Below are 13014 nucleotides of genomic sequence, written 5' to 3' on the forward strand. Positions count from 1 at the left end.
CTCGGAGCAAAATGCACGAGCGAACCGATTCCTTGCAGTGAACGCCGCATCACCTCTATCTCTCTCTGCTGAATGCGCGGTCCGCTGCCCGAGCAACCTCCAGCCCAGAGTCCCTGCTTACCTTGTGTACCGCTTGTCCTGTCAAGGGGGAAGCGGACACCCAGTCCTCAATTCACCAACGGCACCCCCACCGCGCCCAGATCCACCCCCACCACCTTCGCCTGCCCGGCCAGGATCCGGACATACTGTTCCAGCGCCCGGGTCAGCGCCTGGCCCTGCAGGTCCATGGCCACGCGTTCGCGCGCGACGTCAAACGGCATCTGCTTGCCGGGAACGCGCTGGTCGATGCGCAGGATATGGAAGCCGAAGCGCGTGCGTACCAGTTGCGGCCACAGGCCGACGGACTGGTCGGAGAACAGGGCGGCGTCGAATTCCGGCACGGTTTCGCCGCGTTGCAGCTGGCCGAGGCTGCCACCAAGCTCGGAAGACGGACAGTTGGAGTTCTCGCGCGCCAGCTGGTCGAACCGCTCCGGCTGGTCGCGCACATTGCGCAGGATGGCTTCCGCCCGCGCCTGCAGTGCCGGCAAGTCCACGCCGGACGTCACCTGCAGCAGGATGTGCGAGGCAAATACCAGTTCGCCGGCACAGTAGCGCCGGGCATGGGCGGTGTAATAGCGTTCCAGTTCGCTGTCGCTGGCCTGCGGCACGCTGACTTCCTGTTCCAGCAGTTGTTCCAGTGCGGCAGCACGGGTGTCGTCGTCGGCGCCGTCTTCGAGCAGGCCGACAGCCAGCGCGCGCTGGCGCAGCAGTTCCTGCACGGCGGCATTGTTCAGTTCGGCCCGGGTGTCGGCTTCGATCCGGATATCGTTGATGGTCGCTTCAGGCATGGCAGGTTCGCGGGGTCGGGAGTAATGAAGGCACGTTATCCACCCCGGCGGCGCGGCACAATACGCCGAGCGGGCTAGGTCCCTACTCCGAAAACACGAAGAACGGCGCCGGCATCGGCATGCCTTCCGGATGGGAGAAGCGGTCGCCCGGTGCGCACTCGTTCCGGTTCAGCGCCGTCACCCGCAGCGCATCGAACCGGGCGCGGCCATTGACGGCCAGTCCCAGCGTGCCCCGCTGCCGCGTGTCGTGCGGCTCACCGCTCAGATAGCGCTTGCCGTCGATGCTGACGCTCAGGTTCCGGTTGCAGACGGTGATCTCGACCCGGTACGGGCGGTTCGTTTCCACCTGGAACGGCACTTTGGCCACGTTCTTGCCGCCATAGGCCTTGTCCGCAGTCGAGCGTCCGTTGCCGATGGCCAGCTTGTTCTCGATCCGGTACAGATAAACGCGGGTATAGCGTTGTGCGGTGCGGTCCAGCATCAGCTCGGCCAGCACGCCATCCTGCAGTGTCAGCGTGGTACCGAGCCGGTAGTTGGCCGGCAGCGGCACCCGGCCATTGATGCTGGCCCAGTCGCCCCGGCAGCCGCTGCTGCCCGTCTCGCAGCCCCCCTGCAGGCCCCCGTCCGCCAGCGGCTGCCACTGTCCGTTCTCGACCTGCCACAGTGACGGGAAGGTGTCGCTGCGGGTTTCGGAATAGCTGGCGCAGCCGGCCAGCAGACCAGCCAGGGCGATGGCGGGAGTCAGGGACAGGAGGGAAGTGCGCAACGGGATACCTTTTTCCGGACCGGGGTGGGCCCCCATACTAGCGCGTTGAAAAAATCCGAAAAATATCTGGCGGCACCGCGGTGCGAAATCGGCACGAGCGCAAAAAACAAGCCACTGATTCAAAACGGGTAACGTCAACGTCATTTTGATAATGACAAATTGTTGCTATTGGAATGATTTTCGCCAATCTGGCAAACTGGCCTTTTCTTTCCCTGGTGGAAGCCACTCCAGCAATGATTGCCGAACTGCACCATGCCGCCGGGCAGCTGCGCGAAAACCTCCGGCAGGCGACCACCGGGCTGGTAGAGCGCGAACAGCTGGCCGAACTGATCCTGCTGGCAGCGGTCGCCCAGGAGCATTTACTGGTTATCGGCCCGCCCGGCACCGCCAAGAGTGCCGTGGTACGCCGCGTCGCCCGTTCGCTGGGCGGCCGTTACTTTGAGTATCTGCTGGGCCGGTTTACCGAGCCGTCGGAGCTGTTCGGCGCGGTGGATCTCAGGAAACTGCGCGACGGCACGGTCGAGACCGACGTCAGCGACATGCTGCCGGAAGCGGACATCGCCTTTCTGGACGAGGTGTTCCTCGGATCGACGGCGATTCTGAACACGCTGCTCGGCCTGCTCAACGAACGCCAGTTCCGGCGCGGCCATACCCGCCTGCACTGCCCATTGCGCATCTGTGTCGCGGCAGCCAATGCGCTGCCCGAAGACGAGGCGCTGGCGGCCTTTGCTGACCGTTTCCTGGTCCACTCCTTCGTGTCGCCCGTGGCTGACCACCAGCTGGAAGCCCTGCTGGCCGGCGGCTGGCAGGTCGCGCAACAGCCGCCGGCCGCCGGAAACAGTCTCGCCCAGCTGGATCTGCTGAGCGCACAGGTGGCCCGGGTCGACATGCGCGAGGCGATGCCGGCGCTGGTCAATGCCATCCGTTCGCTGCGGGCCGCCGGCATTCCGCTGTCGGATCGCCGCCTCGTCAGGTCACAGCGGCTGATCGCTGCGGCCACCGTGCTGACCGGACGCCTGCAGGCGCAGGAGGCCGACATCTGGCCGCTGCTGTGCGTGATTCCGACCGAAGCGCTGCAGGCGCAGGCACGCGATGTGCTGCGCGAGCAGATCGCGTGCTCCGCTAACGCTACCCTGTTCAGCGCCTGTGAGGCCACCGTCCAGCAACCGTTGTCCCGTGCGGCGCGGCTCGAGTCGGCTGCGCAGGAATGCCTGGCCCGGTCCGCCACGGTGACGCCCGCCCGGCTGGAGGCACTGTTGCGCGAGATCGACGCCAATTTCAGTCGCGAACAACTGCCCGAAGCCCTGGCCGGGCTCAGAACGCAACTGGCCGCCCGGCTTGTCGTAACGGCATGACGCTGGTTCCCCCCCTGCCCTGGCACTGGCGCCCCGCCGTCACTGTCGCCGAACCCGCTGCCGCCGTGGCGGGACGGGACGCGGCGCCCGCGCTGCTGGCACGGCTGGCGTCCCTGCCTGCCAACGTCCGTGCCCGGTTGCAGATGTGTTCATCTTCTGACCTGCTGGTGCTGATCGGTGCGGCGGCCGACCTGCCATGGGTCGATGGTATTGCCTATGCGGCACCCAGCAGGCAGGCACCGGCACTGTGGCTGCCGACGCAGGACGAACCCGACGTCGCCCATGATCTGCTCGCCCGGGCGCTAGACCTGCGCTGCCATCGCCAGCCGCTGCTGCTGTGGCGAACGCCGGCGGTGTTCATGCCGCTGGACCGGCAGCATGCAGTTTCCCCCTGTCTGCTGGAACGGCTGGCCAGGCGCTGGCCGGGACACCCATGAGCGACTGGAGCCTTCCCGCCGCGCTTCGGCCCTGGCACCACTGGCTGCAATGGTTCAGGCCCGATGTGGCCGTCGCGCTCGGCGATCTGGTTCGCCAGCTGGACACCCTGCCCGGTCTCGCCGCGTCCCGCCTGCACGACACCTCCGTGACAGAGCCGGACGGGCTGGATGACCTGAGGCATCGCGGGCCCTATCCGCGGCTGCTCGCCAGCGAATGGCTGCTGGCCGAAGCCGCGCCGGACGAGTTCCTGCGCCGGGCGGTCATGGGTGAGCACCTGTTCCTGATGCCACGGCCGAGATCCCGGCAGGTCGACCGTCTGATCCTGGCGCTGTTCGACGCGGGTCCGCACCAGCTCGGCGCACCGCGGCTGGCGCATCTCGCCGCATGGATCCTGCTGGCGCGCCGTGCGGAACAGGCCGGCGCCACACTGCGCTGGGGCGTTCTGCAACAGCCGGGGGCGCTGCACGAAGCGCGGGAAGTCCGCAATCTGCACGATTTGCTCAAGCAGCGCGGCTGGACCCTGCCGACACAGGCCCATCTGCAGCAGTGGCAGCAGTCACTGGCCGATGCCGCGCTGAATCCGGCCGAATGCTGGCAGATCGGCAGCCCGTCCGCCGGGGCAATGCCGCAGGCCAGCCACCGCCTCGGCATCGCCCGGGCCCTGCAGGGCAGCGACCTCGACGTCCTGCTGGAAACGCGCACCCGCCGGAGCAGGCTGCAACTGCCGTTGCCGCCGGAGCCGCTGGCGCAGGACATACTGAAAGGCCGGTTTGCGCCAACTGCCGCCAGCAACGCCCATCAGAAAAACAGTGGTCGTCTCAGCATCAAACAGCCGCCCATTCTGTCGCCCGCAGGCCGTCATGTCGCCGTGCGCCTGCTCGACGCCCCCGGCGTCATGGTGTTTCCCATTCCTGGCGCCAACCATGCCCGGGGCAAGGCGCGCCGGCAACTGTGGCCTGACGGCGCCCAGCCGCTGGCCCTCCTGCTCGATGGCAGGACGGCGCTGGGGGTACTGAGGCAGTCGGGGCAGACCCTCGCCTGGCAAGCCGAGGGTATCAGGCTGCCGACGGATCTGGTGCCGGCACCGGCTGGCAGCGCGGCGCTGCAGCCGGCGGCCTGTCTCACCGCCGGCCGGCAGCGGCAGCTGCTGCTGTTGACGACGGACAATGCCCTGCTCTGCGCGAAGCCGGCCAGCGGCGGCAAGCCGCCTGTGCCGGAAACCCTGGCCAGCAATGTGCTGGCGATCACGCAGGTGGGCAAGCACCGGCTCGCCTGTGCCTGGCGTGAAGCCGACAGGCTGCACATCCGGCAGTACGATACCGATCCTGACGATGTCCAGGTCACGCTGGGACCGGTCGGCCAGGACGTTGCGGTCCTGCTGAACGGCATCGCCTCGCGACCGGAAGTGTTCGGCGGGGCCGCAGTCTGCGACCGCCGCCCGGGGGAAGCAGAAACGTGGCGGGTCTATCCGCTCCAGTGGCAGTCGGGCGGCCCGCTTCAGTCTCTGGAATGGACCTTGCCCCCCGGCTGGCGGGCGATCGGCATGTTCGACCGGACCATTGGCGATGACAGCGCCCTGCTGCTGATCGACGCCGGAAACGAACGGCTCGCGCGGTGGGACCAGGACGGTCTGACGACGCTGTACACCCTGCCCGCCGCTGCCGTGCGCCTCAGCTACTCACCGATCAGCGGACAGGTTGCGCTGCTGACCGGGCAGCAACAGTTGATCGTCTATTCGCTGGCAGAGCAGGCCCTCAAGCTGTTTATCCATGAAGGGAGCAGCGAAGATGCCAGCCATTGATCCCGGCCTGCTGCCGTGCCAGCCGGTATGGCATGGCAATCCGCCGCTGCACGGGTTGTGGTTCCCGGCCGACTGGTACGACGACGCGCAGCGCGCGGCGCGACTGGTCGCAGCCTGGCAGCCCGGAGCCACCGCCTGGCGCTTTGCCGCCGGCGACGCGCTGCGCTTTGCCCTCCCGCTCCCCGCCGACGCCGCCCAATTGGGCTGGCCGCTGGTGCGGGTCGGGCAGACACTGAGTTCGGCCGGCATCCGCCCCGGCGAAGCGGCCCGGCTGCCCGAGGCCGATCTGTGGATCGTCGATGGCGGCCGCGTGCTGGCCCTGCATTTTGCCGGGGCCGAACCACTGGAACCGGCCGGCTGGCTGTCGGTCGACGACCATGTCCTGCTCGACACGGATGATTTCCGCGACGAACCCGGCGAAGCCGTGCTCGCCACCCCGGCCATTCCCGGTGATGTGCGCGAGGTACTCGGCGAGGCGGTCGCCCCGGCGGACGCGGCTCAGCAGCGTTTTGTCCAGGCCATCGGGCAACCGCCGCAAAGCCGGCCTGATACCCGGAACGGCACGACCGGGTCGGCAGTATGGAAATGGCAAGTCGCGCTCGCCATCATGTTGATGGGGTGGCTGCTGATCACCGACAGGCTGCCGCCGCTGTCCAGCCCCGGGTGGCTGATACCCATCACGGTCTGGGCCGTGCATCACTGGATCGCGCGCCGGCTGGCCGGCGGGGCCCGGCCGCTGGCCGCCCGGCTGGTGGACAGCCTGCCCGCCCGCCGGCTCCGCGCCCGCTTGCCGCAGCGCTGGCAGGACTGGGTGGCCCGCATGGTCATGACCACGCCGCTGGCCCGGGCATTCGGCCACCGTCAGGCCGCCTACCTGCGGCGGATGCTGGAAATGTTTGAAAACGGCCGGCTCGACGAGGCACTTCGCCATGCGATCCCGCTCGGCGGTGGCGACGGGTCGGACTCACCGTCACTCAGTACGCCGCATGCGCGAAAGGATCTGCGTCTCGGCGCACCGGGCACATCGGGCCGCGCCAGCCTGAATCTGGACCCGCCTCTGCGTCAGTACCTCATGGACCTGTACCGGAGGAGCTTCGGAAAACTGGACCGCGAAGGCCGTATCGACGAGGCGGTCTTCGTGCTCGCCGAGCTGCTGCAGTCCCATGCCGAAGCCCTCGACTATCTGGAAAAACAGCAGCGCTTCACCCAGGCCGCCGCGCTGGCACTGTACTGGGACATGGCGGCCGACACCATCGTCCGTCTGCACTGCCTCGCCGGCGACTGGAAACATGCGGTTGCCGTGGCGCGGCGCGACAACGCCTTCTCCACCGCCATCCTGCAGCTGGAAGACAAATGGCCCGATGCCGCCCGACGCCTGCGCGAGGAATGGGCCACGACCCTGGCGGCCCAGGGCGCATGGCTGGAGGCGGTCGATGCCGCCTGGCCGCTTCCCGATTTCCGGCCGCAGGCGGCACAGTGGCTGCAGAACGTCGAGCAGGCCGGGGGCCAGTTGCAGGCCAGGGCGCTGCTGAGGCGAGCAATCCTGTTGCCGGACACGATGGTGCATTACCACGACTTCCTGCTGGGCCTGCGCGATGATCCGGCACAGTACCCGGCCCGCGCGGCCATCGCCGACAGCGCCCTGACGCTCGGCGCGCGCGGTCCCGGCGTCGCAGCCATCCTGCGTCCCCTCCTGCCCGGGCTGCTGGCCGACCGCATGGCAGGACATGGCAAGCTGGACCGTCGTACCCTGAGCAAGCTGGTGACGCTGGCGGCGGACCCGGTATTCGCGGCCGACCTGCCAGATCTGCGTTTCCCGCCTCCGGCCGTGCTGCCCCTCAATCAGCAACAGACACCGCTGGACTGGCAGGCGCCGGCCGCCGGCGCGCGTGCGCTGCAGGATGCCGTGCCGCTGAACGATGACACGTTCCTGCTGGCCCTCGGCGAAGCTGGCGCCATGCTGGTCGACAGGCACGGCACCCCGCTCCACCGCTTCCCGCAACCGGCGGAACGGCTGGTGCCGGCGCACAACGGCCAGGTCGTGCTGGCGCTGGCGCAGCGCGGTACCAGGTGGCGGGTCAGCCGGCTCGACCTGCTCAACCGGACAGCCACCGATCTCGGCAGCGGCGAGTTCGACCATATGGCGGAGCAGTTCGACGGCATCGGCTGGACCGTGGTCAGCGGTTCGCGGCTGCAGGTGCTCGATGTCACCACCTCGCTGCAGTCGGTACTGTGGCAGGTGGCGGACCTGCCGGGCATGGTCACGGCCTTCTGCGCCGGGACAAGTGTGGAGCAACTGCTGATCCAGACCGGGCCGGACGAAGTACAGTTGTGGTGCTACCACCTGCCGGAACGCCGGCTCAGCTCACGCTGGCCGCAGGAAAAGCACACTGGCGACGGCCTGTTGCTGGAACGTGACGAAGGCTGCGTGGTATTTCACACTGAGCAGGACCGGGACGGGCAGATCATTCTGCATCGTGGCGGTCGCGGGGACGACGGCGCCGCCGTCACGCTGCCCGGCCCGGCCGGCCACGGCAGCGGCCTGATGCTGAAAACCGGCGCCGGCTGGTATCTGGCCTGCCGCACCAGCCCGAATGGTGCAGTCGACCTGTTCCATGTCGGCATGCGCGACTGGGCCCTGAAAGCAGCACTGCACTGGCCGGCAGGCAGCGGCCTGCAGGTCCGGGTCGCGGATGACTGGTGGCAGGTCATCGATCAGCACGGCCGCCTGTTCCACGTCGATGTCAGCCTCGGGCGTACCTTGTCGCTGTCCGTGTTCTGACCGGATGCTGCGGGCGGGCTTACTGCTCCGCCCACGCCGCGCCCAGCACCTGCCACGCCGGGCAGCCCGGCAGATTGCTGGCCCGGTAGATCCTGCCGTCAGCCAGCCATCCGGCCACGGTCGCCCCCCGGCGCGACAGGTAGCGGGCGCTGGCCGGTTGCTGGCCGGCCGGTACGGCATACACGGCGGACAGCGGCTGGCTGCCATGATTGGCCCAGACCACGGCCCGGGTGGCGTCGGATGCCGCCGCCCCGTCAGGCAGGGTGGCGCCGACGCCGATGCGGCCATCCTCACTCAGCGCATACAGGCGGACACGGCTGCCGTCGTCCAGCCCGTTCACCCACTCGGTCAGCTCCGGCGAGACCACCACACTGCGCGGCGCACCGGTGCTGTCCTTCAGGCTGACGGTATAGCGGCTGCCGTCGCGCGACAGGGCCTCCATGCCGATTTTGACCTCCGGGTCCGGCACGGCCGCCCGCAGCGGCTCGAGCCAGTCGTTGCGACGCATGTCACGACCGGCCGGCGCGACAAAGCTGAAGTAGCTGCCATCGCCGTCACTGCGGCCCTGGCCGGCCACCAGGCCGCCATCGGCCGACAGCGCTTCGGCGCGGGCGTAGCGCGCACGCGGCCCCAGCAGGGTCAGCGTGCCGTTGCGCAGCACGAAAGCCTGCTGCCAGCCGCCACTGTCCGCCGCCTGCCCGGCCACCACGCGACCGTCGGCCGATACCGCGCTGGCGGCGGCGTACCCCGGTGGCGACGACAGCAGGCGGAACGAGTAGCCGCGCCCGGTACGCCGGGCGACAAAGGCCCGCGGATACTGGTCATTCGGTGCCAGACTGCCGGCAACTACACTGCCATCGTCGGACACCGCCACCGCCTCGCCCATGCAGGTGCCGGCCGGCAGTTCCAGCGCAACGCGCACGCCATCCACCCAGATGGCAGGCCCGACGCAGGCGGCAGTCTGCCGGTAGCCGCCGACCGCCACCCGGCCATCGGCCGACAGGGCCAGCACATGGCCATACTGGCGATCCAGCCAGCGCCAGCCGTCGCCATCGGACCAGGTGAATGCACGGCGACCGTCCGTCACCCGCGCGTAACCGGCCAGCGTGCTGCCGTCGGCCGACATCGCGGTCAGTACCAGTGGCAGCGGCGGCACGGCGGCACGCTCCGGTCTGGCCGGCGCGCAAAACTCGGCCGGCGCCTGCGGCGCGGAGGACATGCTGGCACAGCCGGCCAGCAACCACAGTGGCCAGGAACGGGCCAGAAAGAGACGCAGGGTCATGGCTGGACTTCCGGAGCAAGATCAAAAACACAATAGCCCCCCGCCTGACCGGCCAGCGTCAGACGGTAGCCATCGGCGGACAGGAACAGCCGTCCGGCTGCCGGATCGCCGGCACAGCGCAGGCGGCGGCTGTCGTCCTGGGCCAGGTCCCGCCACCAGGCGCGCAGGGCCCGCTCTCCGGGACGATCACTGGCCCGGAACAGGGCGGCGACCTGGCGACCGTCGCTGGAGAAAGTCACGCTGTCGGCCTGCAGTCCGGCTGGCAGTGGCAGTTTCTGCATCGGCGTCAGCAGCACACTGTGCTGACGGCCCTGCAGCAGCAGGGCGCGGCCATTGGCTGCCATCGTGCCGCCCGACACCCGGTCCACCTGGCCGGCGGCCAGCGCATCAGCCTCGAATGTCTGACTTTCATGCCCGAGCCGCACCGTCAGCCGGCCCGGTTCGCGGGTGCGCCACAACACCGCTCCCTGCAGGCGGGCATACGCCAGCGCCCGGCCTTCCGACGCCAGCTGCGTCGGCGACTCGCCGATCCGCCAGAAACTGACCCCCGGGTCGCCGGGCAGCAGCGCGGCATCGGGGTCAAGCACGGCCGACAGCGCTTTGCGGCGCAGACTGTCGCGATCCTCCCGATCACTGCTGGCCAGCAGCCCGGTGCCATCGGCGGATACCGCCAGCGGCAACAGCAGGGGGCCGGGCAGCAGACGCACACCGCGCCGCTCCCGCCACAGAAAGCCCCTCGCGACGGACTGCCGGTCAAGCAGCCAGCCGACGACGGTCCGGCCATCGGCGCTGATATCGGTCACCGACGAGTAACGCGCCATGGCGGTCGGCAGCATGCGTTCGGGCGCTTGCCCGCGGCGGATCAGCCACGCGTCCAGCGCGCCTTCCCGGCCGGCACCAACGGCCAGCGTGCCACCATCGGCCGACAGGCGGGCACTGCCGGCAAGCAGGTAGTCAAAACCGTCCAGCGGGGTGACGCGCCGCTCCTGTTCCCAGGCCAGCGCCGGCACCCGGACCAGCGGTTCCCGCCCCGCCCGGTGATACGGCGCCAGGGCCCGCGTCAGCGCCGGCACACTCACCGCAGCCCGGTCTCCGGCACGATGGACCAGCCTGACGCGACCATCGGCCGACTGTGCGAGCAGCACCTGCCCGTCGACGACAAGCTGTGGTGCGGCGGCGGCGGCGGCCAGCATGGCCGGCGCCAGCAGCACCAGGGCCATGCCCGTCAGCCAGCGCCTCACGGCGCGATGCGGCGCAGGCAGATGACGCTGCGTTTGGTACCGGACTGACCGGTGGCCAGCACCTTGCCGTCGCCGGACAGCACCAGCGTTCCGCTGCCCATGCTGTCGCCCGGGCAGTGGTAGGCCGTGTCGCGGCCGGTCGCTTCGGACCAGACCATGGCCGGGTAGCGCTGCGGCCTCGTTTCAGTGGCGCCGATGCCGGCCAGGGTACGCCCGTCCGCGCTGACACTGACCGGCGAGATGGCCGCCTGGACCTTGCCCAGCGGCACCCGTTTGCCGTCGCGGAAGAAGTAGGTACCGGACGACATGGCTTCATAGTCATCACCGCGCAGCCAGACCCGGCTGCCGTCGTCGGAGACCGACAACAGCCTCAGATAGCTGTTCCGCACATTCAGTTTCCCGCCCAGGTCCGTCCTGCCGCCGGCGTCGATCTGCCACAGCCGGGGCGGCCAGCTACCGGTCTGGTACGCGAACAGCGTATCGCCCCGGGCCGACATCCCGGCCGGCACACCGCCGGCCTCGATCACGTCCAGCCCCTTGCCCGGCTGCCAGCTGACCGCATCGGTCTGCAGGAAGGTGAAACGGTCGGCATCGGTCATCCCGCTTGCCGCCCGGATGCGGCGGGCAAAGTCGTCGAAGTCCGGCTTTTCGCCACCGGGCTGCCGCTCCAGCATCGGCGGGTCGGCCTGTTCGACGAAGCCGGTCTGCTCATCCCACAGGAATCCCTGCCAGCGCGACGTCCCCTTGATTTCGACATGACCGGCCAGACGCTGGCCATCGGCGCTGACACCGACGATGTCCCAGTCCCCGGCGCCCTCGGTATTGTCGAACGGCATCTGCTGCTCGAACAGTTCCCGGGCACCGCGCTGCAGCAGTTGCCGGAAGTTGCCCCGGAAACGGGTGCCGAACACGCGCTGGCCGTCGGCACTGAGGGCAAACGGCAGGTTCATGTCGTCCGGCAGCAGCGAAAATCCACCGTCCTCGGTCCACAGAAAGGTGCGCGGCACCGACTGCCGATCCGGCAGCAGCCAGCCCAGCACGGTGCGACCATCGCGGCTGATATCGGCCACGCCGGAGCGCCATGCCCGGCCTTCCGGCACCAGCCGCTGCAGGGTGCCCCCCGCCTGCCAGCGCCAGGCATCCAGGCTGCCATTGGCACCGGCGCCAAAGGCGACAAATTTGCCATCCGCCGACATCCGTGTCGTCGTCGCCGTGAAATACGCACCGTCCGGCAGCGGCACCGGTGTTTCGCCTGCTGCGCCATCCAGCGCCAGCCCCTGTGCCGGTTGCAGATTCCAGAGATCGGTTTCCGACAGGCGCAGCCGCAGTTCGTTGAGCACGACGCCATCGGCCTCTTCCAGCCCGGCGCCGCTCTTGCGGACCAGCAGGACACTGCCATCGGCGGACACTCGCTCCAGCAGCCGGTTTTCGATCAGTTGCACGGCACCGACCGTTTTTTTGACTTCTGCGGCATGGGCGGCGGGCAGGGCCGCAAACAGTGCGGCAGCGAGGAGTGTCTGTCTCAGCATGCGAGGTCCGGATTTGGCTTGGAAAAACAAATGGTAACCGTGGATAAAATGAATGAGCAAGCCAAAGGGATAATGCTATGCGCAAAGCTTTTATATACGAATATTTAATTCAAAACACATAAAAAACCCCCACAGGAATCCATTTATGCCTGCGGGGGCAGTCCTGGCAGAAACCGGACGGATCACTGACGCTGGTAGACCAGCCCGCCGCCGCCCTCTTCCATGACCAGTTTGTCACCCTTGACCGTCAGCGTCAGGCGCTGGAACGGCTGCTCGCGCACATAGTCGATATCGTCCACGGCAAAGGCGCTCAGGCGCTGCCCGGCACGATCCGGGGCAAGGTCGAACCACTGCAGCGGCGCCTTGCTGCCCTCGCGGCGCAGGCCGGCGCGGGCCCAGGTTTCACTGGCCGGCATTTCCACCATGGCATCGCCGGCGCGGTCGCTGACGGCGGTCGCCGTCTTGCCGGATGCACTCTCGAACGTCACTTCCACCCCGCGCATCGGCCCGACGCCCGGCATGCCGACGATGGCGACCCAGTAGCCGTCCTCTGCCGGTTTGCGTACCCGCATTTCCTCATCGCGGAACGGCCGGAACACCGGGTCCTTGTCGGTGCTGGCGGTCTGCAGAACCACCTTGCCCGCATTCACCCGCCAGCTGCCTTTTGCGTACTGGTCCATCGCGCCATAGCTGATGGCCCACTCGAAACGGCCATCGGCCTTCAGCAGCAGTTCCGATCCCATCTCGCGCACACCCTGCAGGTAGTAGTGCCCTGCCAGCGCCTTGTCCGCCTTGCCCGCCTTGCCCGGCCCGGCGGCCTGGGCCTGCAACAGCCAGCCGCTACAGAGCAGTGCAGCCATCAGTGCCATTTTTTTCATGATGCCATTTTCCTGATCCGGTCAATTTCCCCGCATGGTACGTCCTCCCCGAACG

At 68.5% G+C, this 13014-nt stretch carries 10 protein-coding genes; 4 read left to right on the forward strand and 6 right to left on the reverse strand.

From position 1 onward, the window contains the following. Positions 1 to 167: 167 nt before the first annotated feature. Positions 168 to 887 carry a peptidylprolyl isomerase gene (locus tag ACYVG8_RS06050; protein ID WP_460745174.1) on the reverse strand — a complete coding sequence of 240 codons (720 nt, stop codon included), beginning with the start codon at positions 885 to 887 and terminating at the stop codon, positions 168 to 170. 82 nt (positions 888 to 969) lie between these two features. Then, positions 970 to 1653 carry a hypothetical protein gene (locus ACYVG8_RS06055; protein ID WP_460745175.1) on the reverse strand — a complete coding sequence of 228 codons (684 nt, stop codon included), beginning with the start codon at positions 1651 to 1653 and terminating at the stop codon, positions 970 to 972. 233 nt (positions 1654 to 1886) lie between these two features. Between ACYVG8_RS06055 and ACYVG8_RS06060 the strand changes: the two genes are divergently transcribed. Genes ACYVG8_RS06060 through ACYVG8_RS06075 form a run of 4 tightly spaced genes read left to right on the forward strand, consistent with a single transcriptional unit; the run spans position 1887 to position 8029 of the window. After that, positions 1887 to 3008 carry an AAA family ATPase gene (locus tag ACYVG8_RS06060; protein ID WP_315384401.1) on the forward strand — a complete coding sequence of 374 codons (1122 nt, stop codon included), beginning with the start codon at positions 1887 to 1889 and terminating at the stop codon, positions 3006 to 3008. Continuing rightward, complete coding sequence (locus tag ACYVG8_RS06065; protein WP_107889636.1) at positions 3005 to 3445, forward strand: bpX5 domain-containing protein; 441 nt, start codon at positions 3005 to 3007, stop codon at positions 3443 to 3445. Before ACYVG8_RS06060 ends, ACYVG8_RS06065 begins: the two co-directional genes overlap by 4 nt. After that, entirely contained in the window at positions 3442 to 5247 is a 1806-nt protein-coding gene (locus ACYVG8_RS06070; RefSeq protein ID WP_460745176.1) for a hypothetical protein, read from the forward strand. Before ACYVG8_RS06065 ends, ACYVG8_RS06070 begins: the two co-directional genes overlap by 4 nt. Beyond that, entirely contained in the window at positions 5234 to 8029 is a 2796-nt protein-coding gene (locus tag ACYVG8_RS06075; protein ID WP_460745177.1) for a bpX6 domain-containing protein, read from the forward strand. Before ACYVG8_RS06070 ends, ACYVG8_RS06075 begins: the two co-directional genes overlap by 14 nt. A gap of 19 nt (positions 8030 to 8048) precedes the next feature. On the opposite strand, the gene ACYVG8_RS06080 is transcribed toward ACYVG8_RS06075, so the two are convergent. The 4 genes from ACYVG8_RS06080 to ACYVG8_RS06095 all read right to left on the reverse strand — a co-directional run bounded on the left by ACYVG8_RS06080 (position 8049) and on the right by ACYVG8_RS06095 (position 12959). Beyond that, entirely contained in the window at positions 8049 to 9311 is a 1263-nt protein-coding gene (locus ACYVG8_RS06080) for a hypothetical protein (protein ID WP_460745178.1), read from the reverse strand. Further along, positions 9308 to 10552 carry a TolB-like translocation protein gene (locus ACYVG8_RS06085; RefSeq protein ID WP_460745179.1) on the reverse strand — a complete coding sequence of 415 codons (1245 nt, stop codon included), beginning with the start codon at positions 10550 to 10552 and terminating at the stop codon, positions 9308 to 9310. Before ACYVG8_RS06085 ends, ACYVG8_RS06080 begins: the two co-directional genes overlap by 4 nt. Next, positions 10549 to 12081, reverse strand: coding sequence for a hypothetical protein (locus tag ACYVG8_RS06090; protein WP_460745180.1), 1533 nt, complete (start codon positions 12079 to 12081; stop codon positions 10549 to 10551). The genes ACYVG8_RS06085 and ACYVG8_RS06090 overlap by 4 nt, the downstream gene beginning before the upstream one ends. A 182-nt stretch (positions 12082 to 12263) precedes the next feature. Then, complete coding sequence (locus ACYVG8_RS06095; protein WP_107889630.1) at positions 12264 to 12959, reverse strand: hypothetical protein; 696 nt, start codon at positions 12957 to 12959, stop codon at positions 12264 to 12266. Between the last annotated feature and the right edge of the window lie 55 nt (positions 12960 to 13014).

The sequence above is a fragment of the Microvirgula curvata genome, from assembly GCF_054781615.1.

Coding starts and splice junctions, on each gene's coding strand:
- ACYVG8_RS06050 (WP_460745174.1), bottom strand. CDS start 887: ATGCCTGAAGCGACCATCAACGATATCCGGATCGAAGCCGACACCCGG.
- ACYVG8_RS06060 (WP_315384401.1), top strand. CDS start 1,887: ATGATTGCCGAACTGCACCATGCCGCCGGGCAGCTGCGCGAAAACCTC.
- ACYVG8_RS06065 (WP_107889636.1), top strand. CDS start 3,005: ATGACGCTGGTTCCCCCCCTGCCCTGGCACTGGCGCCCCGCCGTCACT.
- ACYVG8_RS06070 (WP_460745176.1), top strand. CDS start 3,442: ATGAGCGACTGGAGCCTTCCCGCCGCGCTTCGGCCCTGGCACCACTGG.
- ACYVG8_RS06075 (WP_460745177.1), top strand. CDS start 5,234: ATGCCAGCCATTGATCCCGGCCTGCTGCCGTGCCAGCCGGTATGGCAT.
- ACYVG8_RS06080 (WP_460745178.1), bottom strand. CDS start 9,311: ATGACCCTGCGTCTCTTTCTGGCCCGTTCCTGGCCACTGTGGTTGCTG.
- ACYVG8_RS06090 (WP_460745180.1), bottom strand. CDS start 12,081: ATGCTGAGACAGACACTCCTCGCTGCCGCACTGTTTGCGGCCCTGCCC.
- ACYVG8_RS06095 (WP_107889630.1), bottom strand. CDS start 12,959: ATGAAAAAAATGGCACTGATGGCTGCACTGCTCTGTAGCGGCTGGCTG.